The sequence below is a fragment of the Streptomyces capitiformicae genome (assembly GCF_002214185.1).
Taxonomy (GTDB): domain Bacteria; phylum Actinomycetota; class Actinomycetes; order Streptomycetales; family Streptomycetaceae; genus Streptomyces; species Streptomyces capitiformicae.
Genome location: NZ_CP022161.1, coordinates 6,957,090 through 6,981,851, shown reverse-complemented (window position 1 = coordinate 6,981,851; position 24,762 = coordinate 6,957,090). Strand labels below are relative to the sequence as shown.

At 71.3% G+C, this 24,762-nt stretch carries 18 protein-coding genes and 2 pseudogenes; 13 read left to right on the top strand and 7 right to left on the bottom strand.

The annotated features are described in order from the left end of the window. Nucleotides 1-118: 118 nt before the first annotated feature. Both CES90_RS31180 and CES90_RS31175 read right to left on the bottom strand, forming a co-directional pair. Nucleotides 119-1,339: an LCP family protein gene (locus tag CES90_RS31180; RefSeq protein WP_189782697.1), complete on the bottom strand. Its 1,221-nt coding sequence runs from the start codon at nt 1,337-1,339 to the stop codon at nt 119-121. 235 nt (nt 1,340-1,574) lie between these two features. Next, complete coding sequence (locus tag CES90_RS31175) at nt 1,575-2,330, bottom strand: TIGR03089 family protein (protein WP_189782696.1); 756 nt, start codon at nt 2,328-2,330, stop codon at nt 1,575-1,577. Nucleotides 2,331-2,451: 121 nt separating this feature from the next. Between CES90_RS31175 and CES90_RS31170 the strand changes: the two genes are divergently transcribed. Together CES90_RS31170 and manB are read left to right on the top strand one after the other, a co-directional pair. After that, nucleotides 2,452-3,933 (top strand): peptidoglycan recognition protein family protein, encoded by a 1,482-nt coding sequence (locus tag CES90_RS31170; RefSeq protein WP_189782904.1) that lies wholly within the window; start codon nt 2,452-2,454, stop codon nt 3,931-3,933. Between the two features lie 252 nt (nt 3,934-4,185). Further along, the gene (gene manB / locus CES90_RS31165) at nt 4,186-5,268 is read left to right on the top strand and encodes a mannose-1-phosphate guanylyltransferase (RefSeq protein ID WP_189782695.1); all 1,083 of its coding nucleotides are present in this window, start codon (nt 4,186-4,188) and stop codon (nt 5,266-5,268) included. 240 nt (nt 5,269-5,508) lie between these two features. Here manB and CES90_RS31160 read toward each other — a convergent pair whose 3' ends face one another. The 4 genes from CES90_RS31160 to CES90_RS31145 form a co-directional block, all read right to left on the bottom strand. Beyond that, on the bottom strand, nt 5,509-6,489 hold the full coding sequence (locus CES90_RS31160) for a DNA-3-methyladenine glycosylase family protein (RefSeq protein ID WP_189782694.1): 981 nt from the start codon (nt 6,487-6,489) through the stop codon (nt 5,509-5,511). Between the two features lie 189 nt (nt 6,490-6,678). Next, entirely contained in the window at nt 6,679-8,007 is a 1,329-nt protein-coding gene (locus CES90_RS31155) for a coenzyme F420-0:L-glutamate ligase (RefSeq protein ID WP_189782693.1), read from the bottom strand. Then, a complete protein-coding gene (cofD, locus tag CES90_RS31150) occupies nt 8,004-8,963 on the bottom strand; it encodes a 2-phospho-L-lactate transferase (protein ID WP_189782692.1) in 960 nt (319 codons plus the stop codon). The genes CES90_RS31155 and cofD overlap by 4 nt, the downstream gene beginning before the upstream one ends. 61 nt (nt 8,964-9,024) lie before the next feature. After that, on the bottom strand, nt 9,025-9,522 hold the full coding sequence (locus CES90_RS31145; RefSeq protein ID WP_189782691.1) for a cysteine dioxygenase: 498 nt from the start codon (nt 9,520-9,522) through the stop codon (nt 9,025-9,027). A gap of 643 nt (nt 9,523-10,165) precedes the next feature. Here CES90_RS31145 and CES90_RS31140 point away from each other — a divergent pair. From CES90_RS31140 to CES90_RS31130, 3 genes are all read left to right on the top strand, one after another. After that, a complete protein-coding gene (locus CES90_RS31140; RefSeq protein WP_003975777.1) occupies nt 10,166-10,429 on the top strand; it encodes a WhiB family transcriptional regulator in 264 nt (87 codons plus the stop codon). Between the two features lie 186 nt (nt 10,430-10,615). Next, nucleotides 10,616-14,257, top strand: coding sequence for a glycosyltransferase family 2 protein (locus tag CES90_RS31135; protein ID WP_189782690.1), 3,642 nt, complete (start codon nt 10,616-10,618; stop codon nt 14,255-14,257). Next, complete coding sequence (locus CES90_RS31130) at nt 14,254-15,831, top strand: DUF5719 family protein (RefSeq protein WP_189782689.1); 1,578 nt, start codon at nt 14,254-14,256, stop codon at nt 15,829-15,831. Before CES90_RS31135 ends, CES90_RS31130 begins: the two co-directional genes overlap by 4 nt. Nucleotides 15,832-16,037: 206 nt before the next feature. Here CES90_RS31130 and CES90_RS31125 read toward each other — a convergent pair whose 3' ends face one another. Further along, nucleotides 16,038-16,493, bottom strand: coding sequence for a metallopeptidase family protein (locus tag CES90_RS31125; protein WP_189782903.1), 456 nt, complete (start codon nt 16,491-16,493; stop codon nt 16,038-16,040). A gap of 378 nt (nt 16,494-16,871) precedes the next feature. Here CES90_RS31125 and CES90_RS31120 point away from each other — a divergent pair, with 378 nt between their 5' ends. The 8 genes and pseudogenes from CES90_RS31120 to CES90_RS31090 all read left to right on the top strand — a co-directional run bounded on the left by CES90_RS31120 (nt 16,872) and on the right by CES90_RS31090 (nt 24,754). Beyond that, nucleotides 16,872-17,297 (top strand): DUF3499 domain-containing protein, encoded by a 426-nt coding sequence (locus tag CES90_RS31120; protein WP_149828978.1) that lies wholly within the window; start codon nt 16,872-16,874, stop codon nt 17,295-17,297. A gap of 165 nt (nt 17,298-17,462) precedes the next feature. Beyond that, a pseudogene (locus tag CES90_RS52075) lies at nt 17,463-18,247 on the top strand (L-lactate permease); the annotation flags it as partial. A gap of 219 nt (nt 18,248-18,466) precedes the next feature. After that, nucleotides 18,467-19,040 (top strand): annotated as a pseudogene (locus tag CES90_RS52070) (L-lactate permease); the annotation flags it as partial. A 104-nt stretch (nt 19,041-19,144) separates the two neighbouring features. Beyond that, the gene (locus CES90_RS31110) at nt 19,145-20,509 is read left to right on the top strand and encodes a phosphomannomutase/phosphoglucomutase (protein WP_189782688.1); all 1,365 of its coding nucleotides are present in this window, start codon (nt 19,145-19,147) and stop codon (nt 20,507-20,509) included. 379 nt (nt 20,510-20,888) lie between these two features. Further along, on the top strand, nt 20,889-21,059 hold the full coding sequence (locus CES90_RS31105; protein WP_005485663.1) for a Trm112 family protein: 171 nt from the start codon (nt 20,889-20,891) through the stop codon (nt 21,057-21,059). A gap of 127 nt (nt 21,060-21,186) precedes the next feature. Further along, the gene (locus CES90_RS31100) at nt 21,187-22,314 is read left to right on the top strand and encodes an SIS domain-containing protein (RefSeq protein ID WP_189782687.1); all 1,128 of its coding nucleotides are present in this window, start codon (nt 21,187-21,189) and stop codon (nt 22,312-22,314) included. Nucleotides 22,315-22,418: 104 nt separating this feature from the next. Beyond that, nucleotides 22,419-23,570 (top strand): mannose-6-phosphate isomerase, class I, encoded by a 1,152-nt coding sequence (gene manA / locus CES90_RS31095; RefSeq protein WP_189782686.1) that lies wholly within the window; start codon nt 22,419-22,421, stop codon nt 23,568-23,570. Nucleotides 23,571-23,776: 206 nt separating this feature from the next. Further along, entirely contained in the window at nt 23,777-24,754 is a 978-nt protein-coding gene (locus CES90_RS31090) for a cation diffusion facilitator family transporter (protein ID WP_189782685.1), read from the top strand. Nucleotides 24,755-24,762 lie beyond the last annotated feature (8 nt).

The following is a 24,762-nucleotide window of genomic DNA, read 5'->3' as shown; positions in this document are numbered from 1 at the left end:
AGGCGTCAAGCGACGGCGGTGGCAAATTCCACATCCCTACAACTGGGCAATCTGCCCATTTCCTAGAGCATTTGTTCCTTGTGTTGACGTGCGCTTTACCTGCGGAGGCCCGCCTCGCTCATCCACAGGCATCATCGGCGGCCGTACTTCCGCGAAAAGTGGGCATCGGATCGGGAGTGACGGACGACATGAGAGAGGGCCCTCCCGCGAGCGCCTCCGATTGCCCCTCCGTCATCCCTTCCGCCATCCCCTCGGGCAGTTCCCGTGCCACCGCGACCGGGGCGTCGGAACGCAACCGGTCGAAAAGCATCTGCGCCGCCGGCTCCACGAGTTCATCCCGATTCACGTCATGTGTATACGACTTCCGGGGGACAGTAAGGAATTGCACCTTTTCCATGGGTATCGTGCGCATTCCACGTACGAGGTCGTAGAGCCCCCGCAGACTCGCCAGCCCCGGGTCCGTGGTGAGCGACGACGTGGCCGCGTCGAGCACCGGGTACAGCTTCACCGGGTTCAGCAGTACGTCGTTGCCGCGCACCTTCGTGGCCAGCGCCGCCAGGAACCGCTGCTGCCGGTCCATCCGCTCGGTGTCGCTGCCGTCGCCCAGTGACTTCCGGGCCCGTACATATCCGAGCGCCTGCTCGCCGTCGAGTTTCACCTTGCCCGCCGGCAGCCGCAGTTTTGCCGCCTTGTCGTGGATCGGCTCCGCCAGGCACACCTCCACGCCGTTCACGGCGTCGACCATCTCCTTGAAACCGCCGAAGTCCACGACCACGTGGTGATCGACGCGGATGTCGGTCAGTTTCTCGACCGTGCGGACGGTGCAGGCCGAACCCCCGTTCTGGAAGGCGCGGTTGAACATCGTGAACACGGGCTCGGTCCGGCTCCCGTCCGCCCGCCGGCAACTCGGCACGTCGACCATCAGATCCCGCGGCAACGACACGGCGGTCGCGCTCCGCCGATCGGCGGCCAGATGCAACAGGATGGTCGTGTCCGACCGTTCGGTACCGGAATCCCGCCCGTACTTGGCGTTCTCGTCGCCCGACCGCGAGTCCGACCCGATCAACAGGATGTTCTGGGCGTCCCGCACCAACGCCGTCGGCCGCTCCCGCTCGAACCGCGCCAGCTCGTCCGCCGCCGCCGTGTCCGACGTGATGTTCCCGTCCAGCTTCTCGTACGCGACCCACCCGACCCCCGCCGCCCCCACGACGAAGGTCACCACCCCCAATGCCGTCCACCACACCCACCGCCGCCGGCGACGACGTATGAGCCCGTGCCCGGTGGGAGAAGCTCCCGCACCGGGTCCGAGCACACGCGTCCTGCCTCCGACGTCGTCCACTTCCGGCCACCCCTCACGGCGTACGAGCGAGTCGTGCGTACGAGCGGGTCGTGCGTACGAGCGGGTCGTGCTCTTACGACGATGGCGCGGAGGGGGGCTGGGGGGTGGGTGGGGGTAGGCCGAATGGGGGACGCCCCGTAAGGGGCGCGGGGCAGCATCGATATGCGGCTCCGCCGCGTGGGCGAGAGCAACCACAACACAGCCGCAGTCGCCTTACGGCCTCACCCCTACTGCCTCACCGCGCGACAGCCGAAACCCGCTCACTCTCGATCCGCTTGGCCAGCGCATCCTCACCCAGCAGCCCAAGGTTCCGACACAACACCACGGACCCCCCGGTCGCGAGCGGCCCGTACAACCCCGCGGCCACCCCCTCCCACGTGTCGTACCCCAGCCCCGACAACAACCGCGACCCCGGCCCGGTCAGCCCGAGGCTGCCCGCCTCGTCCCGGGCCCGCTCGACAACCTCCGCCCCGCTGAACTCCCGCCCGGCCACGATCAGCGCGGCCCCCTCGGGATCGACCGGCGCGTACGGAACGAACCGGTCCCCCTGTGACGGCACCTCGACGGCGTAGTCGACGAACCCCGCCGGAGTCTGCGGGAACCGCCCCCCGAGCGGCCGCAACGCGAGAGCGACCCGCTCTCCGGAACACGCCCGCGCCGCCTCCAGCGTGTCCGGTCCACTCACCACGATGTCGGCGGCACCGGGATCCCCGGCGACATCGGCGACTACCCCCACCGAGGAACACGCGAGCAGCCACACCGCCGTCTGCCAGTGGGCGGGCAGCAGCAGCGCGACCCGGTCACCCGGCTCCGCGGACAGCTCGCCCTGGAGCAGATTCGCGGTCTTGGCCACCCAATTGGCGAAGGTGGCCACGGACAATTCGACACGTTCTCCCGTGGCGTCGTCGTAGAAGGTCACCAGAGGGCGCGCGGGATCCGCGGCGAGCGCGGATCGCAGCAGGTCGGCAGGGGTGCGGTCGGTGGCGTTCACCCGCGTAAGCGTACGCGGGGACGGGCCGCGGGCGGGCCCCCGGGCGGGCCGGACGGGCCACCGGTTCGGCGGAGCTGAGTCGACGCTTCGTCAATTCCGCGATGGACAGATATGTATGACTATGCCCAAGATCAGCCGTATGCGTAGTTCTCGATTCCTCGCTTCCTCGATCGGCGTCACCTGCGCGGCGGCCCTCGCCCTCCCGACGGCCCTGCCCGCCACGGCATCGGCGGCGCCCCAGGCATCCTCAGCGTCCTTGGCGTCCTCAGCGGACACGACCACAGAAAGAGCGATCACACCCGCACGAGCACCCGCCCTTCGGCCCGCTGCCCCGGCTCCGGCCCCCGCGTCCGGCAGCACCCAGTCGCTCCCCCTCGTCCCGCTCGGCTCCGAGCGCGGCTTCGACGGCTCAGCCGTCGAGCAGGGGCTCGGACGCCGGGACGTACGCTCGTTCTCGCTGGTCGGCATCGTCTGGGACGACCCGGACACCGAACTGCAGGGCCGCGTCCAGGTCCGTACGCGGGCGAAGGGCACCGCCCGCTGGTCCGGCTGGCAGGACGTCGAGACGCACAACCACGAGCACGCCGCCGACCCGGACACCGTCGAACGGGCCTCGGGCCGGGTGCGCGGCTCGACGGCCCCGCTGTGGGTCGGCGCATCGGACGGGGTCGAGGTGCGCGTACGCGCCGAGACCCCGGGCCGTACGGCCGCGCCCGGTGTCCAGCTGCTCCCGGACGGCCTACGCCTGGAACTGGTCGACCCCGGCTCCGGTAACCCGGAGGCCGCTGTCACGCAGGGCGCCGCGGGACCGGGCGCCGACACCCCGCCCATCGGCGCCCCCGTGGATGCCCCGCGGCTGGGCACGCTGACCGCCGAGGGGGCCGCCGCCTCCGCCGTCAACGCCGATCTCGCGCCGCTCGGCGCCACGGCGATCCCCGCACTGTCGCGCAAGGAGACGGAGGAGCAGCTGACGGCCCTGGAGCCGGGCGCGAAGCCGTACATCGGTCCGCGCCCGCGGATCGTCACGCGCCGCGGCTGGGGCGCCGACGAGAAGCTGCGTGAGCGCGAGTTCCTCTACACGAAGGGAGTCAAGGCGGCCTTCGTGCACCACACGGCCTCGGGCAACAACTACCGCTGTGCGGAGGCACCCACCGTCATCCGCAGTATCTACCGCTACCACGTGGTGAGCAGCGGCTGGCGCGACATCGGCTACAACTTCCTCATCGACAAGTGCGGAAACATCTACGAAGGCCGCGCGGGTGGTGTGGCGAAGCCCGTCATGGGTGCCCACACCCTCGGTTTCAACACCAACAGCATGGGGATCGCGGTTCTCGGCAGTTTCGGCTCCGCCAAGCCGCCCAAGGCGGCGGTGACGGCGATCTCTCAACTAACCGCCTGGAAACTCGGTCTTTACCGGGCGAACCCGAATGGCAAGACATACCTCACTTCCGGTGGTGGCAATCTCTACCCAAAGGGTAAGAAGGTACGACTGAACGTGATCTCCGGCCACCGGGACGGGTTCGCGACCGAGTGCCCGGGGGGGCGCCTTTACGGAAAGCTCGGCGCGGCACGCTCGGCGGCCGCCCGCTACCAAGGGCGGTAGCGCGGCGGCAGGTTGAAGGGGGGAACCGGGGCTTCGGCACCCGGGAGGAAACCGGTGACCGACCGGAGGCCATCTCACACTGTGACAGGCCGAGGGTACGCCCGCCGTGCCCTCGACGGACACCACCACTGACAGACGAAGTGTCAGGTCAGTGGCCATCCGCACGGCCACAAAGGCGCCATGGAACGGTCTGCATACACTGGCCGGCCGAATGACAGTTCGGCCGGTCCTGGCAGGAAGCAGAGACGACAGGTGACAGAAGCGATCCTCCTGGTCGGCGGCAGAGGCACCCGACTGCGTCCGCTCACGGTGCACACTCCGAAGCCCATGGTCCCGGCGGCCGGAGTCCCCTTTCTCACACACCAACTGGCCCGGGCGAAGGCGGCGGGAGTCGACCACATAGTCCTCGCCACCTCCTACCTCGCCGAGGTCTTCGAACCCCACTTCGGCGACGGCTCGGCCCTCGGCCTTCACCTCGAGTACGTCACCGAGGAGGAGCCCCTGGGCACGGGCGGCGCGATACGCAACGCCGCCTCGCACCTCCACTCCGCCCCCGAGGACCCCGTCCTGGTCTTCAACGGCGACATCCTGACCGGCCTCGACATCCGCCGCCTGGTCCACACCCACGAGACCACCGGCGCGGACGTCTCCCTCCACCTCACCCAGGTGACCGACCCGCGCGCGTACGGCCTGGTCCCGACGGACGAGACGGGCAAGGTCCTGGCCTTCCTGGAGAAACCCCAGACCCCCGAGGAGATCGTCACCGACCAGATCAACGCGGGGGCGTACGTCTTCCGCCGCTCGGTCATCGACACGATCCCCGCGGGCCGCCCGGTCTCGGTCGAACGCGAGACGTTCCCGGACCTGTTGGCGGCAGGTGCCCACCTCCAAGGCATGGTCGACTCGACGTACTGGCTGGACCTGGGCACCCCCGCGGCCTTCGTACGAGGCTCCGCGGACCTGGTGCTGGGCCGGGCCCCGTCCCCCGCCGTCCCCGGCCGCTGCGGCGACCGCCTCATCCTCCCCACCGCCCGGGTCGCGGGCGACGCCAAGCTGACCGGCGGCACGGTGGTCGGCGAGGGCGCCTTCGTCGGCGAGGGCGCACGCGTCTCGGGAAGTACGGTCCTCGCGGGCGCCGTCGTCGAACCCGGCGCCGTCATCACCGACTCCCTCATCGGCGCCCGCGCCCGCATCGGCGAACGCTCCATCCTCACCGGCACGGTCGTCGGCGACGGCGCGATCATCGGCGCCGACAACGAACTCCGCACCGGCGTCCGAGTCTGGTGCGACGCCCAAATCCCCACGGGAGCGCTCCGCTTCTCGTCGGACCAGTAACGCGAGAGCTCGGGGGTGGCGGTCGTGGGGCGACTGCGGCTGGTTCGTGGCTGTTCGCGCAGTTCCCCGCGCCCCTGAAGGGGCGCGGGGAACTGCGCGAACAACCCCCACTCGCCCACACCCACCTACCAACCCCCACCCACCCGAGCTCGAAGGCGAAACGGGGTGGAAGGGGCAGCGCCCCTGGATGGGGGAGGGACGGGTAGGGGCGGCGGGGCGAAAACCCCACAGGCGCCATCTCTACAGGCGCCCGATATCCACGCGAGGCATCCGCGGAGCGCGCCGCGCCGGCACCCGCCCCGACAACAAGATCAACCGAGCCGCCCGATGCCGCTGCCCCGCATACGGCTCCAACAACGACAACATCACCGAGTCATCCGCATCCCGATCCCCGGCCAGCGCATACCCCACGATCCCCGGCAGATGCAGATCCCCCACAGTCACCGCATCCGCCGCCCCATGACTCCGCTGCACAGTCTCCGCCGAGGTCCACGGCCCCACCCCCGACACCAACTCCAACCGAGCCCGCGCCTCCTCCGGCGACATCTCCACGGCCTCCTCCAGCCGCCCCGCCACCCGAACCGCCCGCAGAATCGTCGACGCCCGCTTGTTGTCGACCCCGGCCCGGTGCCACTCCCACGACGGAACCAACGCCCACTCCCGGGCCGCGGGCATCACGAACATCCCCGAAGGCGCCGGCCCCGGTGCCGGCTCCCCGTACTTCCGCACGAGCAGCCGCCAAGCCCGATACGCCTCACCCGTGGTGACCTTCTGCTCCAACACGGACGGAATCAACGACTCCAACACCAGCCCGGTCCGCGTCAACCGCAACCCGGGCCGCCGCCGCCAGGCCATGGCGACGACCCGATGCCGAGGCACGAAGACCTCGGGTTCATCCAGTGCCCCGAGCAACGAGGGAAGCCGGTCAAGCAGCCACTCGGCCCCCGCCCCCCAGGCCTCCCCCTCGATCACCCCACTCCGCGCCACAACCCGCAACGTCCCGGCCCCGACGGGCGTACGACAGGCCCGCCACACGGCCCCATCAGCCGTCACCCGAAACGTGGGATCCCCGGCCCCCCGCCGCAGCGGCCCAAGCACCAGCCCAAGATCGAGCGGCCCTTCCGGCACCCACTCCCGCCGCACCCCGGCCGCGACCGCCTGCCGAGGCACCCCACCCCGCACAGTCGTGCGAGTGGGTCGAGGAGTAAAACGTCCGGCCACGAGTGAGGTCCTAGGAGTAGCGATGCAGTGCCTTATGAGAGTAGAGGCACATTGATGCTTCTAAGGGGCGCGCGGCTGTACCGATATGCGGCTCCGCCGCGTGGGCGCGAGCAACCACAACCCACCCGCAGTCGCGCACCGAACACAAACCACCCCCGAACCGTAGGCGCGACGGCCCCCCGACCACCGTCACCGAACCTCGATGAACGCCCCCGCCTCCCGCCCCGCCCTGGCCGGAGGCTCTGCCGCCGCATGCCCCACCGCAACCGCCCCCATCGGATCCCACCCCTCCGGCAGCGCAAGAACCTCCCGCACGACATCCCGGCAGAACATCGTCGACGACACCCACGCGGACCCGAGCCGCTCCCCGGCCAGCGCGACGAGCAGGTTCTGCACCCCGGCCCCGGCGGCGACCACGAACATCTCCCGCTCCGCACCGTCCCGTCGCGCGTCCCCGTACGTGTGCGCCCCGTCCATCACCAGACACGGCACGACGAGATACGGCGCGTTGCGCAGCACATCCCCCCGCCGCACCCGCTTCGCGATGGACTCCTCGCTCTTGCCGTCCCGCCGCAGATCCGCGATCCATGCGTCCCGCATGGCGTCGAGCAGCCGTACCCGCGACTCCTCGGACTCCAGCAGCACGAACCGCCACGGCGTGGTGTGATGCGGCGCCGGCGCGGTCACGGCGGCGGCGACGGCTCGCCGCACGGCGCCCGGGTCGACCGGCTCGTCGGTGAACGCCCGCACCGTACGCCGCTGGGTCACCGCCAGCCGTACGGCCTCGGAGGTGCCCAGCCGGAACATGTCGTCCCTGGCCCCTCGCACCAAGGCCTTCGTCCCCTCCCCACCGTCATCGGCCACGACATGCCCCAGCCCCCGCACGACGGCGACCGGCAGCCCGGCGGCCTTCCCCTTCACCAGGTCACCCGCGGCGGCGAGCTCGTCGGCGGTCGCCACGACGGTCGCGCTGAGCGGATTGCCGTACGCGTCCGTCCCGCCCCGCAGATCGTCGAGCACACGCACGCCCGCCGCCCCGATGGCGACATCGGTCAGCCCGGCCCGCCAGGGCCGCCCGAAGGTGTCGGTGACGACGACCCCGACGTCGACCCCGAGCGCGTCCCTGATGCCGTCCCGGATCGCCCGCGCGGAGGCGTCGGGGTCCTCGGGCAGCAACAGCACGGTCCCGGAAGGGGTGTTGGAGGCGTCGACCCCGGCGGCGGCCATGACCAGCCCCTGCCGGTTCTCGACGATCCGCAGCGCCCCGCGCCGCGCCACGACCCGTACGGTCTCGGCGTCGATGGCGGCCTCCCGGTCGACTGCCTCCACGAGCCGCCCCTCGGCCTTGGACACGATCTTCGAGGTGACGAGCAGTACGTCCCCGTCGGCGAGGCCCGGCTCGGCCGCGGCGATCAGCTTCGCGAGGTCATCACCCTCCTGCACCTCGGGCACACCGGTCGGCGCCCAGACCCGGTAGCCGGGCCCCGCGAGCCCGTCTCCCACGCTCGTGCCGCTCACGCTCCCCGTACCTCCTCCGCCAGGCCCAGCGCCTCGCGGGCCATGGCCGCCGTGGCGTCCAGGTCCGTCATCATCAGCGGTACGGCCCGGCACCGTATCCCCGCGTTCTCGACGCGCTCCACGATGCCCGCGTCCACGGTGTCGACGAGCCAGCCGTCGAGCAGCCCGGATCCGTAGTGCTCGGCGACCGCGGCGGCGGTGGACTCGACGCCGACGGCGGCGAGGACCTTGTCGGCCATGCCCCGCACGGGCGCGTCCCCGACGATGGGGGAGAGGCCGACGACGGGCACCCCGGCCTCGGCGATCGCCTCCCGGATGCCGGGCACGGCGAGGATGGTGCCGACGGAGACGACGGGGTTGGACGGCGGGAAGAGGATCACGTCCGCCTCGGCGATGGCCTCCAGGACCCCGGGCGCGGGCTTCGCCTGCTCGGCGCCGACCGGCACGATCGCCTCGGCCGGCACGGAGGCCCGCAGCCGCACCCAGTACTCCTGGAAGTGGATCGCCTTGCGCTCCCCGTCCACCTCGACGGCGACATGGGTCTCGACGCGGTCGTCGGTCATCGGAATGAGCCGGACACCGGGCTTCCACCGGTCGCACAGCGCCTCGGTGACCGCGCTCAGCGGATAACCGGCGCCGATCATCTGGGTCCGCACGATGTGGGTTGCGAAGTCCCGGTCGCCGAGCCCGAACCACTCGGGCCCGACGCCGTACGCCGCGAGCTCCTCCTTGAGATGGAAGGTCTCGTCGGCCCGGCCCCAGCCCTGCTCCTCGTTGATGCCGCCGCCGAGCGTGTACATCACCGTGTCGAGGTCCGGGCAGACCTTCAGGCCGAAGAGATGGATGTCGTCCCCGGTGTTGCCGATGACCGTGATGTCCGCCTCCGGCGCGGCCTGCTTCAGACCGCGCAGAAACCGGGCACCGCCGATGCCACCTGCCAGAACCACAATGCGCATGGGAGCAAGTCTGGCAGGCGGGTACGACAACGGTCCGCCCGACCGCGACTACGGCCGGTTCTCACCCGGTTACGGCCACGGTCTCCCGCGCGCAGGTCTTCGTGTGTATCGGCATGTCCGTCAGGCCGGGGTAGTAGACGTGCAGGCTTATGGCCGGTTCCAGCGTGTCGTTGACGACATCGTGCACGTAACCCGGCGCGAAGACCCGCTGCGACCCGGCGCCCAACGCGCGCGTGCCCCGCTCGCTGTGTTCCGTCAGGGTGCCCTCCAGGACCGTCAGCACCCCCGACGAGCCCCCGTGGTCGTGCCGGCCCGTGCCCTGCCCCGGCACCCAGGACAGCAGCCACACCTCGTACCCCGGGCCGGTCCGCAGCCGGTGGTACCAGCGAGTCGTCGCGTCGTACTCGACGAGGTGCTCCCACTGGGAGCGGTCCTCGGCGATGGAGCGCGCCAGCCCGGCGAACTCGGCCACGGTGACCGGGTGTTGGCGCGGTGCCTGGAGGAGGTGCGGTACTTCGAGGATGTCGCCGGCGATCTGCAGGTCGCTGTCGCTGTTCATGGGGTGAGGGGTTCCTCGGCGGAGAGTGCGTGGGCGATGGCTGGGTGTCGCATGGGAACAGCAGCCGAGCCGAGAGAGGCTCAGTGGCAGCCGGAGCGCGTGGGGCTCAACAGCTGTGACAGCAACAGCTACAGCGAGCGCGGGCAGCACCGTGGGACCCGGCGGTGCGGGTCGAGGTGAGTGCCAAGTTCGCGAGCATGCCCACAAGGACATCGGTTCACACCTCCGCTGTCAACTTCACGCCGGTATGTGGATGCCGCTTCACCTCTTCCGGTGCATCCGCGCGGTGAAAGGTTTGTGCAGGGGGAGCCGGGGAGACATGGCGCACAACCGGGCACGCCCGGAGCGAGTCGGCTGCGAACGAGTCGGAACGAGATCGAACTCCTGGGCGTCTTCTTCCGTAAGGGAGGGAGACCCCGCCGCGGAACTTCGGAACTCCCGTCCGCCGTAAAGCTGCTGTCAGGTTTATGCCGATTTGAACACTTTCCGCATAGCCTTGGTTCCGCAGAGTGAATAAGGGGCCCAATAGCAGATCTCGGCTTGACTCGCCCGTAGCAGCACACTTGTAATTTCACTCGTGTCGTTCAGCCGAAATCGGTAACGGCCGCACGACGGGGACGCGAAAGACGGACGAGGGGCGCACATGACCGAGCTCGTGCAGCAACTGCTGGTCGACGACGCGGACGAGGAACTCGGCTGGCAGGAGCGCGCGCTGTGCGCCCAGACCGATCCCGAGTCCTTCTTCCCCGAGAAGGGCGGCTCGACCCGCGAGGCCAAGAAGGTCTGCCTCGCCTGCGAGGTCCGCTCCGAGTGCCTTGAATACGCCCTCGCCAACGACGAGCGGTTCGGCATCTGGGGCGGCCTGTCCGAGCGCGAGCGCCGCCGCCTCAAGAAGGCGGCCGTCTGAAGCCCCGTCCCGGAACGGTCGAACAGGAACAACCCAACATGTACGGCCCGTCGCAGGTGGGTTATCCACAGGCGGCGGGCCGCTGTTCTGCTCAGCCGTTAGTGTGGGCCCTCGTCCGAGACGTCCCGCTGTCCCCGCCGGACACAGACGTCCACCGCAGTCCATCGAACCGGGGCCCGTACCTCGATGTCCGTGCACAGCCACACCACAGCTCACCACGACGCTGCCACTCCTGAGTTCCCACGTCATGTGGTGACCGCGGTCCTCGTCGCGCACGACGGCGCCCGCTGGCTGCCCGACGCGCTCGCCGGGCTGCTCGGCCAGGAGCGCCCCGTCCAGAGCGCCATGGCCGCCGACACCGGCAGCGCGGACGACTCCGCCCAGCTCCTCGCCGACGCCCTCGGCCCCGACCGCGTCCTGCACCTCGCCCGACGCACCGGTTTCGGCCAGGCCGTGGAAGAGGCCAACCGCACCGCGGGCGTGCTCACCCAGGACGACCTGGCGTACCTCAGACGCCCCAGCGGCTGGGACCCCGTCACCCGCACCTGGCGCGACGACGCGTACGACATGCCGGAACTCCCACACGGCGAACCGGTCCAGTGGCTGTGGCTGCTCCACGACGACTGCGCCCCCGACCCCGACGCCCTCGCCCAGCTGCTGCGGGTCGTGGAGAACGAGCGTGAGCTCGGCCGCGACGACGTGGCCGTCGTCGGCCCCAAACTGCGCGGCTGGTACGACCGCCGCCAGCTGCTGGAGGTCGGCGTCACCATCGCCAACTCCGGCCGCCGCTGGACCGGCCTGGACCGCCGCGAACAGGACCAGGGCCAGCACGACCACGTCAAGCCCAGCCTCGCCGTCTCCACCGCCGGCATGCTGATCCGCCGCGACGTCTTCGAGGAGCTCGGCGGCTTCGACCGCCGACTGCCGCTGATGCGCGACGACGTCGACCTGTGCTGGCGCGCCACCGCCGCCGGGCACCGCGTCCTCGTCGCCCCCGAAGCGGTCGTACGGCACGCCGAGGCGTCCTCCCGCGAGCGCCGCACCGTCGACTGCGTGGGCCGCAACGCGGCCTCCCCGCACATGGTCGACAAGGCGGGCGCCGTCTACACCCTCCTGGTCAACTCCCGTACGGCACAGCTGCCCTGGGTGCTGCTGCGCGTCGTCCTCGGCACGCTTCTGAGAACCGTCGCCTATCTCGTCGGCAAGGTCCCCGGACAGGCCGTCGACGAGATCCGCGGTCTGCTGAGCGTGCTGCTGCGGCCCGAGCGGATCATCGCCGGGCGGCGCAGAAGAGGTGCCCCGCAGCTCGACAAGGGTGAGCTGAGGGCGCTGTTCCCGCCGCCCGGCGCGACCGTCCGGGCCACCGTCGAGCAGGCCGCGGGCGATCTGTTCGGCCGCTCCGACACCGAGACCTCCTCGGCCGGACGCCACGGCGGCGCCGTCGAGTCCGGGCCCGGCGACGAGGACGCCGACTTCCTTCAAGTCGAGCAGTTCGCCCGGCTCAAGCGCATCGCCCGCAAGCCCGGCCCGGTGCTCTTCGCCCTCCTGCTCCTCGCCTCGCTCGTCGCCTGCCGTGAACTGCTCGGCGGCGGCGCGCTCACGGGCGGCGCCCTGCTGCCCGCCCCCGCCGACTCAGCCGAGCTGTGGTCGCGCTACCTGGACGCCTGGCACCCGGTCGGTGCCGGCGGCGCCGAGGCCGCGCCGCCGTACCTGGCGATCGTCGCCATGCTCGCCTCCCTGCTGCTCGGCTCCACCGGACTCGCGGTCACCGTGCTCCTCGTGGCCTCCGTGCCCCTGGCCGGATTCACCGCGTACTTCGCCTCCCGGCCCCTGGTCCCGTCCCGGCTGCTGCGCGCGTGGGCGGCCGTCGTCTACGCCTTCCTGCCCGCCGTCACCGGCGCACTCGCGGGCGGGCGCATCGGCACCGCCGTCCTCGCGATCCTGCTGCCCCTGATCGCCCGCGCGGGCGCCGCCGCAGGAGGGCTCACGAACAGCACGGGGGCGCGCGGCAGCTGGCGCGCCACCTGGGCGTACGCGCTGCTGCTGACGATCACCACCGCGTTCACCCCGATCGTGTGGCCCATCGCGCTGATCCTCGGCCTCGCCCTGCTCGCCGTGCGCCGCCGCGAGATCACCGCCTACGGACCGCGCTTTCTCGCCCAGTTGGGCACCCCGCTGCTGATCCTCGCCCCCTGGTCGCTGACGCTGCTGCCGTTCGGCTTCTTCCAGGAAGCCGGCATGGAGTACGGCGCGAGCACCGCCTCCGCGACCGATCTGCTCGGCATCAGCCCCGGAGGGCCCGGCACGGTCGGCGGCCTGACGCTCATCGGCGTCGTCCTCGCCGCGCTCGCCGCCCTGCTGCGCTCGGAACGTCAGTTGGGAATCCGGACCGCCTGGACGACCGCCCTGGTGGCCCTCGTCTTCGCCGTCCTCTCAAACGGCTCCACCTGGGCCGGCCCCGCGACCCTCGTCTACGGCATCGCCCTCCTCGCCGCCGCCACCCTGGGCGCCGACGGGGCACGCGCGCGCGTGGCCGAGCAGAGCTTCGGCTGGCGCCAGCCGGTGGCCGCGCTCATCGCACTCGCCGCCGCCGTCGGCCCGCTGCTCGCCGCCGCCGGCTGGATGATCGGCGGCGCCGACGGCCCCCTGGAGCGCCGCGACCCCGTCCAGGTGCCCGCGTTCGTCGCCGAGGAGAGCGGCACCCGCGACCAGGCCCGCACCCTGGTCCTCGACAGCCCCTCCACCGCCGAGGTCCACTACACCCTGGTCCGCGGCTCCGGCGCCCGCCTCGGCGACGCCGAACTGACCGCGGCCGCCGGCGAGAACGACAAACTCGACAAGGTCGTCGCCAACCTCGTCGCGGGCTCCGGCGCCGACCAGGCCGACGAACTCGGCGGCTTCGCCGTGCGCTACGTCCTCGTCCGCCAGGGCGCGCCCCGCGAGGTCAGCCGCGTCCTGGACGCCACACCCGGCCTGAGCCGACTCAGCCAGCAGGACGGCAGCGCCCTGTGGCGCGTGGACCGCCAGGTCGCCCGTGTCACCATCGAGGCCTCCTCCGGCAACCCGCAGGCCGTCGCCGCGGGCCCCGTCGACGTGCACACCACCATCAAGGGAGGCACGTCGGGCCGCGTGCTGCGCCTCGCCGACACCGCCGACGAGTCCTGGACCGCCACCCTGGACGGCAAACCGCTCACCCCCACCACGGTCGACGGCTGGGCCCAGGGCTTCCAACTGCCCGTCGACGGCGGCAGGCTGGACGTCACCTACGACGCCCCGGTGAGCCACACCGGCTGGCTGTGGGCGCAGGGCTCGCTCGCTGTCGTCCTCGTCGTCCTCGCCCTGCCCGGCCGCCGCCGGGACGTCGACGACGACCTCCCCGACGAGCAGCCTGTCGCCGTGCCCGTCCAGGATGTCACCGGCGACGGCCGCCGCGCCCGCCGTCTGCGCGCCCAGGCGGAGGCCGAGGTCGAACAGTCCGCCGACGCCACCACACCTCCTCCTTCGGAGGAGGCCCTCGCCCCCACCGCCGTCCCGCAGCAGCAGCCGTACGCCGACTGGGAGACCCCGAGCCACGCGGGCGTCGGCGCGGCCGAATACGGCCAGTACGACCAGCAGTACCAGGCCACCCAGCAGTACCCGCCGGGCACGTACGACCAGCAGCACTACCAGGCCGACCCCTACCAGGGCGCCCAGTACGACCCGTACGCCTCCTACGGAGGCAACAACGCCTCGTACGACCAGACGTACACCCAGGGCTACGATGCGACGTACGACCCGTCGCACGGCACCGGCGCCGACAGTGAGCGCCCCGACGGGAGCCAGCAGTGAACCGCACGACCCTGTCCCTCATCGCCGGCACGACCGCCCTCGCCGCCGTCACCGGCTTCGCCGCGCTCACCGCGCCCGACACCTCAAGCGGCGACACCCCCACCGAGTCGGCAGCCCAACTGCCCGTGGCGCGCACGAGTCTGCTCTGCCCTCAGCCGAGCGCCTCGGACGTCGCGGAGACCGCGTACACGTCCTTCACAGCCGTCACCAAGGGCACCGCGAGCGACGGGAGCGCCGAACTGACGGCGGCGGGCGCGGAGTCGACCGAACCGTCGGAATCCCCGAATCCCTCGGAGTCCGCGGATTCTTCGGACACGAACGAGGACAAGGGCGAGGACAAGGGCGAGGACAAGGCGGCTGAAGAGACCGAGAAGACCGGCAAGCCGGTGTTCGAAGTCAAGGAAGCCGGCAGACCCGCCACCGGCAGCGCCGACGGCGGCGACGCGCCCGCGCTGCTCGGCACGGCCCAGGGGAAGTTCGCCCCGGGCTGGACCGTCCAGGAGACCACCGAGGTCACCGCCGGCACCGGCCGCGGCCTGCTCGGCGTCAACTGCACGGCCCCGGACACGGAGTTCTGGTTCCCGGGTGCCAGTACGGCCGCCGACCGCACGGACTACGTCCACCTCACCAACCCGGACGACTCGGCGGCCGTCGTCGACATCGAGCTCTACGGCAAGGACGGCGCCCTGGAGTCCACGGTGGGCGAGGGCATCACGGTGCAGCCCCGCTCCAGCGAACCGGTTCTGCTGTCGACGCTCGCGACGGAGAAGGAGACCGGCCTCACGGTCCACGTCAGCGTCCGCAGCGGCCGGGTCGCCGCTGCTGTCCAGGCCCTCGACAAGAAGCTGGGCGGCGACTGGCTCGCCGCCGCCACCGACCCGGCGGGCAGCCTGGTCCTCCCGGGCATCCCGAAGGACGCCACCTCCGTACAACTCGTCGCCTTCACCCCCGGCGAAACCGACGCCGACCTGAAGCTGCGGCTCGCCTCCCCCACGGGCCCGATCACCCCCGCGGGCAACGAGACCCTGCACGTCAAGGCGGGCATGACCGCCACCGCCGACCTCGGCGACGTCACCCGCGGCGAAGCCGGCTCCCTCCTCCTGACCCCCACGGACGAGTCGATCCCGATCGTGGCCGCCCTCCGCGTCGTCCGCGGCAAGGGCGACAACCAGGAAACGGCCTTCATCCCGGCGACCCGCCCCGTGGGCACCCGCGCAACAGCCGCCGACAACCGGGCCAAGGGCACGACCCTGTCCCTCACGGCTCCCACCAGCACGGCAAAAGTGAAGGTCACGGCATCGGCGGGCAGCACGGCGGGCGAGCCCGTGACAAAAACGTTCACGATCAAGGCGGGCACGACCCAGAACGTGGAAATGCCGGCCCCCACCGCCCTGAAGGGCATCTACGCCCTCACCATCGAGCCCATCTCCGGCGGCCCGGTCTACGCCTCCCGAACCCTGGAAGCCAAACAAGGCACGCTCCCCGCCTTCACCATCCAAACGCTCCCGGACGACAGAGGCACAGTGGCGGTCCCAGAAGCAGACCAGAACCTGTCGGTACTGCAGGCCCAGTAAGGGGCGCGGGGCTGTATCGATGTGCGGCTCCGCCGCGTGGGCGCGATCAACCCCCACTCACCCGCACCCGCGAAACACCCCACCACCCGAGCTCTGAGGCGTGACGGGGTCGAAGGGGCATCGCCCTGGGGACGGGACGGGACAGGACGGGTAGGGGCGGGTAGGGGCGGCGGGGGCGAAACCCTCCCCGGCCACCCCCGGCGGGTTCAGTCCTCCCCGTACCGAGGATCCACAGTCTCCGGATTCAGCCCCAACAACTCCGCCACCTGCTCCACCACCACCTCATGGACAAGCGCAGCCCGCTCATCCCGCCCCTTGGTCCGAATCTCGACCGGCCGCCGATACACGACAACCCGAGCCGCCCGCCCCTCCCGCGCAGGCACGATCCCCCCGAGCGGCACAGCCTCGTCGTTCCACGCCACATCTCCCGGCCCATCCAGCCGCGGCACCTCGAGCACCAGAAAGTCGACGTCCACCAGCTGCGGCCACCGCCGCTCCAGCCGCTCCACGGAGTCCTGCACAAGATCCGCGAACACTTCCGCGCGACTCGCCGCGAGCGGCACCTGAGGCGGCGCGATGGGCCCACGCATCCCCCTGCCGTGCCGATCTCGACGGCGGGGCCCGGGTGCGGAGGCGGTGCGGGGCGGTACGAGGTTGTCCATCACCTGGGAAGCGTAATCCCCAGGAGGTTCCCACGCCCGGCTCCACACTCCCGACCGGCGCGCGCCCGGCGTGCCCGCCCCGCACCGCTGACCTGCCGTGTCCGACGCCCTGTCCAACCGGCTCGCCGCACACCCGCCCCACGGCCCCCGCCGTAGGCAGTACGGCATGTCGCCAGATGACCATTCCAGCCAAGGTTGGGCTCGATTCCGCATCTCTCCGAGACCGACGAACTCACACTAATTGACCTGGTTTGTGTGGAAAGTTGACCGAACCGGAGATCGTTCGACATCCCGGACGACGAGTTACTCGCAGGTCAGCGCGGTGGGTTCAGAGGGGCGTGTGGGGCGTTTCACAGCACGACACGGTGGAGTGAGCTGATGGAGAGTCGTCGCGGCCCGCTCAAGAGTGCGGTACCGTCCAACCTCGTGAGCCCTGTACGTCGCTGTTCGCGCACCGCTTGCGGCCGTCCCGCCGTCGCGACACTGACGTACGTCTACGCCGACTCGACCGCGGTCCTCGGCCCCCTCGCCACCTACGCCGAACCCCACTGCTACGACCTGTGCGCCGAGCACTCCGAGCGCCTCACCGCCCCGCGCGGCTGGGAGGTCGTACGCCTGCTGGACGGCTCGGCTCCGGCGCGCCCCAGCGGTGACGACCTGGAAGCGCTTGCGAACGCCGTACGTGAGGCGGCCCGCCCTCAGCAGCGCGCCGCGGAGGCCGGCGGCGGCAGCGCCCGCACGGCGGACCCGATGGAGGTCGCTCGCCGAGGCCACCTCCGGGTACTGCGCTCACCCGACAACTGACGCCCCGCGCGGGGTGGTTGCCGTCCGCGCTTCTCCGTGGCTGTTTCCTTCCTCGTCGCCCTGGTCGGTGACGCACGCCTGTTGGCGCGATGTTGTTGCGGACACGACCATTCCGGGTACCCGTGAGAAACCGCTTTCCGCATCGCGGAATCCGGGGAGGTGCCCGTGTGCGTCCAGGTACTGGAACCCGTGGCCGGCTCGCTCAGCCTGTCCGCCCTCGTCGCGACCCTGCCCCTCGTCATCGTCCTGATCCTGCTCGGCGGCGTGCGTCTGAAGGCGCACCTCGCGGGGCTGATCGGCCTTCTGGCGGCCGTTCTCGTCGCCTGGCTCGCCTGCGGCATGCCACTCGGTCAGACGCTCTCCAGCGCCGCCCAGGGGGCCGTGTTCGGCCTCTTCCCGATCATGTGGATCGTCGTCAACGCCCTGTGGGTGTACCGGATGACCGTCCACACCCGGCACTTCGACATCCTGCGCCGCTCCTTCGGACGGCTCTCCGACGACCCACGCATCCAGGCACTCGTCGTCGCGTTCTGCTTCGGCGCGCTCCTGGAGGCCCTCGCCGGCTTCGGCGCACCGGTCGCCATCTGCGCGGTCATGCTCGTCGCCCTCGGCTTCGAACCGGTGAAGGCCGCCGTGGTCGCCCTGGTCGCCAACACCGCGCCCGTCGCCTTCGGCGCCATGGGCACACCCGTCGTGACGCTCGCCCAGGTCACCGAACTCCCCCTGGACACCGTCGCGTCCGTGGTCGGCCGCCAGACACCGCTGCTCGCACTCGTCGTGCCGCTCGTCCTCGTCGCCCTGGTCGACGGACGGCGCGGGCTGCGCGAGACCTGGGTGCCCGCCGTGGTGTGCGGATTCGCCTTCGCCGTCGGCCAGTTCGTCGCCTCCAACTACGTCTCCGCCAACTCGCCGACATCGGCGCCGCCTTGCTCGGCGCCGGCGCCCTCGTCCAAGGCGAAAGGCCGCCGTGCGATCAGGTAGGGTGCCTGCCGTGCGTTGCGAGAACCAAGCGCGCACACGGTGACGATCGGGAACCAAGACGGCACTGCCGAGCTTTGCTCAACAAACCGGGCAGGTTCCGTCCCGGCTGGTGTTGAGGGAGTAAGACCTTTCAGACCGCTGGTCTGTGGGCTTCCTGAGCCAGGAATCCCCTTGTCTTGGGTGGGGGAGGGTCCAACTGGCCGATCGTGTCCATCGGCGGCACTTTGGTGCTGCTCCCTGGCCTCTGCACGGCGCTCGTACTGAGGGTCCACGCGCGCGTGGACCCTCAGGGAGTGGGCCGCGACGGTCCACGAACTTCGGTTCGCGATCCTCACCGTGACCTCCGTCCTGGCCCTCGCCTACGTCATGAACCCTTCCGGACAGGCCGCCACCATCGGCCACTTCGTGGCGGCCGCCGGCGCCGGGCTCGCCTTCCTGTCCCCGGTCCTCGGCTGGTTCGGCGTCGCGGTCTCCGGCTCCGACACCTCCGCCAACGCCCTCTTCGGGGCCCTCCAGGTGAGCGCGGCCCGCGAGTCGGGCCTGTCACCCGAACTGCTCGCCGCCGCCAACAGCTCCGGCGGCGTCCTAGGCAAGATGATCTCCCCGCAGAACCTGACCATCGCCTGCGCGGCCGTAGGCCTCTCCGGCCGCGAGGGCGACCTGCTGCGCAAGGTGCTGCCATGGAGTCTCGGGCTGTTGCTGGTGATGTGCCTGATCGTGGTGGGACAGAGCGCACCCGTCCTGGAGTGGATGCTTCCGTGAGCGGCTCCCGCGAAGCTTTGCGGTGTCCTCGGAGGCCGCACAGCTGATTGTCACTTCGGGCGGGTAGTTTGGGGTGACCAGTGAGGACTTCAGGAGGGTTGGCCGTGACTGCTGATCTGTCGACGATCGTCAAGGCGTACGACGTACGCGGGGTGGTCCCGGACCAGTGGGACGAATCCCTGGCCGAACTCTTCGGGGCGGCCTTCGCCCAGGTGACCGGCGCGGACGCCATCGTGATCGGGCACGACATGCGGCCCTCCTCGCCCGGCCTGTCGCGTGCCTTCGCGCGCGGGGCGGCGGCCCGCGGGGTGGACGTCACCGAGATCGGCCTGTGCTCGACGGACCAGCTGTACTACGCGTCGGGCGCGCTGAACCTGCCCGGCGCGATGTTCACGGCCTCCCACAACCCCGCCCAGTACAACGGCATCAAGATGTGCCGCGCGGGCGCCGCCCCCGTCGGCCAGGACACGGGCCTCGCCGAGATCCGCGAACTGGTCGAGGGCTGGAGCGAGTCGGGCGCCCCCGAGCCGGCCGCGACGCCGGGAACGATCACCCAGCGGGACACGTTGGAGGATTACGCGGCGCACCTCCGCGGCCTCGTCGACCTGACCTCCATCCGTCCCCTGAAGGTCGTCGTCGACGCGGGCAACGGCATGGGCGGCCACACGGTGCCCACGGTCTTCGCCGGCCTGCCGCTGGACCTGGTCCCCATGTACTTCGAGCTGGACGGCACCTTCCCGAACCACGAGGCCAACCCCCTCGACCCGGCGAACATCGTCGACCTCCAGAAGCGCGTCCGCGAGGAGGGCGCCGACCTCGGCATCGCCTTCGACGGCGACGCCGACCGCTGCTTCGTCGTCGACCAGCAGGGCAACCCGGTCTCCCCGTCCGCGATCACCGCCCTGGTCGCCTCCCGAGAGCTCGCCAAGCACGGCGGCAAGGGCACGATCATCCACAACCTGATCACCTCCTGGTCCGTCCCCGAGGTGGTGAAGGAGAACGGCGGCACGCCGGTACGCACCCGCGTCGGCCACTCCTTCATCAAGGCCGAGATGGCCAGGACCGGCGCGATCTTCGGCGGCGAGCACTCCGCCCACTACTACTTCGCCGACTTCTGGAACGCCGACACGGGCATGCTGGCCGCCCTCCACGTCCTCGCCGCCCTCGGCGGCCAGGACGGCCCCCTCTCCGGCCTCGTCGCCCAGTACGACCGCTACGCCGGCTCGGGCGAGATCAACTCCACGGTCGCCGACCAGGCAGGCCGCCTGGAGGCGATCAAGGCGGCGTACCAGGACCGGGAGGGCGTGGAGCTGGACGACCTGGACGGCCTCACCGTCTCGTCCGCCGACTGGTGGTTCAACGTCCGCCCGTCCAACACGGAACCCCTCCTCCGCCTGAACGCGGAGGCCCGCGACGAAACGACGATGGCAAAGGTCCGGGACGAGGTACTGGCGATCATCAGGGGCTGAACCAGGACGGGGCTTGAGAGCAGAAGGGGCCCGCTCCCCTGAAGGGCCGCAGGCCCTGTAAGGGGCGCGGGGCTGTATCGATGTGCGGCTCCGCCGCGTGGGCGCGATCAACCCCCACTCACCCGCACCCGCGAAACAACCTCACAACCCGAGCTCTGAGGCGTGGCGGGGGCGAAGGGGCGGCAGCCCTTGGATGGGGGTCCCCCCGCTCGAGCGAAGCCGAGAGTGGGGGAGGGACGGGTAAGGGCGGCGGGGGCGAAACCATCCCGCGCCCGCCCACCCCCAAAGGCCCAGTCCAACCCCGGCGCCAACCCCCGCACGGCGGTACTCTGACCAGGCCGCACCGCACCGCACAACCCCGCCCCGAAGGGACCCCGACATGCCGCTCGAAGCCGGCCTCCTGGAGATCCTCGCCTGTCCGGCGTGCCACGCCCCCCTCACCGAGGAGGACACCGAGCTGACCTGCACGAGTCAGGACTGCGGCCTCGCCTACCCCATCCGGGACGGCATCCCCGTACTCCTCGTCGACGAGGCCCGCCGCCCGGCGTAACCCACGCGCGGAAGGCCCACGCACGGCGTAACCACGTACAGGCGCAGACAAACGCCCAGCACGGGTACAGGTACGGATAGGGAAAACCCGGCGAAACGGGCAACCCGGCGATCGGAGGCTGCCGCCCATGCTCGACGACTCGCTGCTAGACACCCCCGACGCCCTGTCGGAGGCAGACCGCCGCGGCCTGCTCCGCGGCGCCGCCGAGGCCGGCGCCCGGGTCCGCACGGCCATCCGCCTCGGCACCGAGGCCGGCATCCCCGACCTGAAACCCGACGGCCGCCCCCGCGCCCTGCTGATCGCGGGCCCCGGCATGGCCTCGGCGGGCGTCGCCGACCTGCTGGGCGCCCTCGCGGGCTCCAGCTGCCCCCTCACCCGCCTCCACCCCACCGGCGTGGCCCCCGCCGCGGGCGCCCTGCGCTGGGACCTCCCCGGCTGGGCCGGCCCGGTCGACCTCCTCCTGATCGCCACCGCCGACGGCACCGAACCCGGCCTCGCGATCCTCGTCGAGCAGGCCTACCGCCGAGGCTGCACGGTCGTCGCCGTCGCCCCGCCCCACACCCCCGTGGCCGAGGCACTGGCAAGCGCCCACGGCCTCTTCGTACCGATGGCGACCGCCCCGTACGAGCAAGAAGTACCCCTCGGCGCCTCCGCCCCCGGCATCCTGTGGGCCCTGCTCACCCCGATGCTCGCCCTCCTGGACCGCACCGGCCTGGTCACCGCCCCGCCGGACGCCCTGCACAAGGTCGCCGACCGCCTCGACCAGGTCGCCGAGCGCTGCGGCCCGGCCATCGCCACCTACAGCAACCCCGCCAAGACGCTCGCCGCCGAGCTCGCCGACGCGCTCCCGCTGCTCTGGACCGAAGGGCAGGCCGCAGGCCCCGTGGGCCGCCGCTTCGCCTCCGCGCTCGCCGAACTGGCCGGCCGCCCCGCCCTCGCCGCCCAGCTCCCCGAAGCCCTCGCCTCGCACACCGTGCTGCTGTCCGGCCCCCTCGCCGCGAGCGCCGACCCCGACGACTTCTTCCGGGACCGCGTGGAGGAGCTGCCCGCCCTGCACGCACGCGTGGTGCTCCTCCGCGACAGCCCGTCCAACGGCCTGAGCGCGGTCCCGGCAGCCCGCGAACTCGCCCTCGGCCACGACACCGCGATCAGCGAGCTGGAACCCGAGGAGGGCAGCGACCTGGAGACCCTCGCGGAGATGATCGCCATCACGGATTTCGCCGCCGTTTACCTGTCGCTCGCTTCCGGAGCCTGATCTTTACCGAGGCCCGATCCTGACCGGAGCCCCGACCCTCGAACGGAGCCCCGACCCCGACCAGGGGTCCCGCCCGGCTCCCCACATACGGAGAAACGCACACCATGGACCGCCTCGACAACACCATCCGCCCCTACGCCTGGGGCTCGACCACCGCCATCCCACACCTCCTCGGCGTGGCACCCACCGGCGAGCCGCAGGCGGAGATGTGGATGGGAGCCCACCCCGGCGCCCCCTCGCGCACCGAACGCGGGCCCCTCACCGAGGTGATCGACGAGGCACCGGAACGTGAGCTGGGATCTCAAACGGTCGCCAAGTTCGGCCCCCGACTCCCCTTCCTCCTGAAGATCCTCGCCGCCGGCGCCCCCCTCTCCCTCCAGGTCCACCCCGACCTCGAACAGGCCAGGGAGGGCTACGAGGACGAGGAGCGTCGCGGCGTCCCGATCGACGCGGGCCACCGCAACTACAAGGACGCCAACCACAAGCCCGAACTCATCTGCGCCCTCACCGAGTTCGACGGCCTCTGTGGCTTCCGCGACCCACTCAACTCCGCCGACCTGCTCGCCGCCCTCGACGTCGACTCCCTCAAGCCGTACGTCGACCTCCTGCACGCCCACCCCGAAGAGGCCGCCCTGCGCGAGGTGTTGACGGCCGTCCTGAGCGCCGACCCGGAAGAGATGGCCCGGACGGTCACCGAGGCCGCGGCCGCCTGCGCCCGCCTCGGCGGCGACCACGCCCCGTACGCCGACCTCGCCCACCACTACCCGGGCGACCCCGGCGTCATCGCCGCCATGCTGCTCAACCACGTCCGCCTCCAGCCCGGCGAGGCCCTGTACCTCGGCGCCGGCATCCCGCACGCGTACCTCAACGGCCTCGGCGTCGAGATCATGGCCAACTCCGACAACGTCCTGCGCTGCGGCCTCACCCCCAAGCACGTCGACGTCCCCGAACTCCTGCGCATCGTCCGCTTCGAGGCGACCGACGCCGGCGTCCTGCGCCCCGAGGCCACCCCCGACGGCGAGGAGATCTACGAGACCCCCATCGACGAGTTCCGCCTCTCCCGCTACGTCCTCCCCGAGGCCACCGCCCCGCACGACCTCACCCGTGCCACCCCACAGATCCTGCTCTGCACGGCCGGTTCCGTACACGCCGGCGAACACACGCTCGCCCCCGGCGAGTCCGTCTTCGTACCGGCGGGCGAAAAAGCCGAGGCGACCGGCCCGGGCACCGTGTTCCGCGCCACCGTCATCGCCTGAACACCGCCTCAACCAGGGGCAGACGCCGCCCGATCCGCAACCGGTCGGCACCTCATCCACAGCCTGTCGCACCCACACCGGACCGGGCTGCAACAATGCCCCCTGCAAAAGGCGGGCAAAGCCCGGCCGGTGACGGACAGCCGCGTGGGCCGAAGCACATGCCCACGCCCAGGACACATGCGTAGGCGAAGGGACACCCCGAACACATGAGCGCGTCAGGCGGCACCAAGGCGATCGTGGCGGCACTCGCCGCCAACCTCGCGATCGCGGCAGCGAAGTTCGTGGCATTCCTCTTCAGCCACTCGTCGTCGATGCTCGCCGAGTCCGTGCACTCGCTCGCCGACTCCGGCAACCAGGCCCTGCTCCTCCTCGGCGGCAAGAAGGCCCAGCGCGAGGCAACCCCCCAACACCCCTTCGGCTACGGCCGCGAGCGCTACATCTACGCCTTCCTCGTCTCCATCGTCCTCTTCTCGGTCGGCGGCATGTTCGCCCTCTACGAGGGCTACGAGAAGATCAAGCACCCACACGAGATCGAGGCCTGGTACTGGCCGGTCGGCGTCCTCGTCTTCGCGATCATCGCCGAGACGTTCTCCTTCCGCACCGCCATCAAGGAATCCAACGTCCTGCGCGGCAAGAAGTCCTGGACGGAGTTCGTCCGCCACGCCAAGGCTCCCGAGCTGCCCGTCGTCCTCCTCGAAGACCTCGGCGCCCTCGTCGGCCTGATCCTCGCCCTCGGCGGTGTCGGCCTCGCCCTCATCACCGGCGACGGCGTCTGGGACGGCATCGGCACCCTCTGCATCGGCGTCCTGCTCATCCTCATCGCGATCGTCCTCGCCGCCGAGACCAAGTCCCTGCTCCTCGGCGAGGCCGCAGGCTCCGAAGACGTCGAGAAGATCGCGGCGGCCGTCGTCGACGGCGACACCGTCACCCGCGTCATCCACATGCGCACCCTCCACCTCGGCCCCGAGGAACTCCTCGTCGCCGCCAAGATCGCCGTCCAGCACGACAACACCGCCACCGAGATTGCGAACGCCATCAACGCCGCCGAGGCCCGCATCCGCGAAGCCGTCCCCATCGCCCGCGTCATCTACCTCGAACCCGACATCTACAGCGAGGCCGAGGCGGCCAAGGGCCCCGACCGCGACGCCACCCCCGGTGGCCCGACCCCCACCGCCGACCACTGACCACCGCC

Bases quoted from the DNA above. Each gene is read 5' to 3' on its own strand.
- CES90_RS31170 (WP_189782904.1), top strand. From the start codon at position 2,452: ATGCCCAAGATCAGCCGTATGCGTAGTTCTCGATTCCTCGCTTCCTCG.
- cofD (WP_189782692.1), bottom strand. From the start codon at position 8,963: ATGCGCATTGTGGTTCTGGCAGGTGGCATCGGCGGTGCCCGGTTTCTG.
- CES90_RS31145 (WP_189782691.1), bottom strand. From the start codon at position 9,522: ATGAACAGCGACAGCGACCTGCAGATCGCCGGCGACATCCTCGAAGTA.
- CES90_RS31140 (WP_003975777.1), top strand. From the start codon at position 10,166: ATGACCGAGCTCGTGCAGCAACTGCTGGTCGACGACGCGGACGAGGAA.
- CES90_RS31135 (WP_189782690.1), top strand. From the start codon at position 10,616: ATGTCCGTGCACAGCCACACCACAGCTCACCACGACGCTGCCACTCCT.
- CES90_RS31125 (WP_189782903.1), bottom strand. From the start codon at position 16,493: ATGGACAACCTCGTACCGCCCCGCACCGCCTCCGCACCCGGGCCCCGC.
- CES90_RS31120 (WP_149828978.1), top strand. From the start codon at position 16,872: ATGGAGAGTCGTCGCGGCCCGCTCAAGAGTGCGGTACCGTCCAACCTC.
- CES90_RS31105 (WP_005485663.1), top strand. From the start codon at position 20,889: ATGCCGCTCGAAGCCGGCCTCCTGGAGATCCTCGCCTGTCCGGCGTGC.
- CES90_RS31100 (WP_189782687.1), top strand. From the start codon at position 21,187: ATGCTCGACGACTCGCTGCTAGACACCCCCGACGCCCTGTCGGAGGCA.
- manA (WP_189782686.1), top strand. From the start codon at position 22,419: ATGGACCGCCTCGACAACACCATCCGCCCCTACGCCTGGGGCTCGACC.
- CES90_RS31090 (WP_189782685.1), top strand. From the start codon at position 23,777: ATGAGCGCGTCAGGCGGCACCAAGGCGATCGTGGCGGCACTCGCCGCC.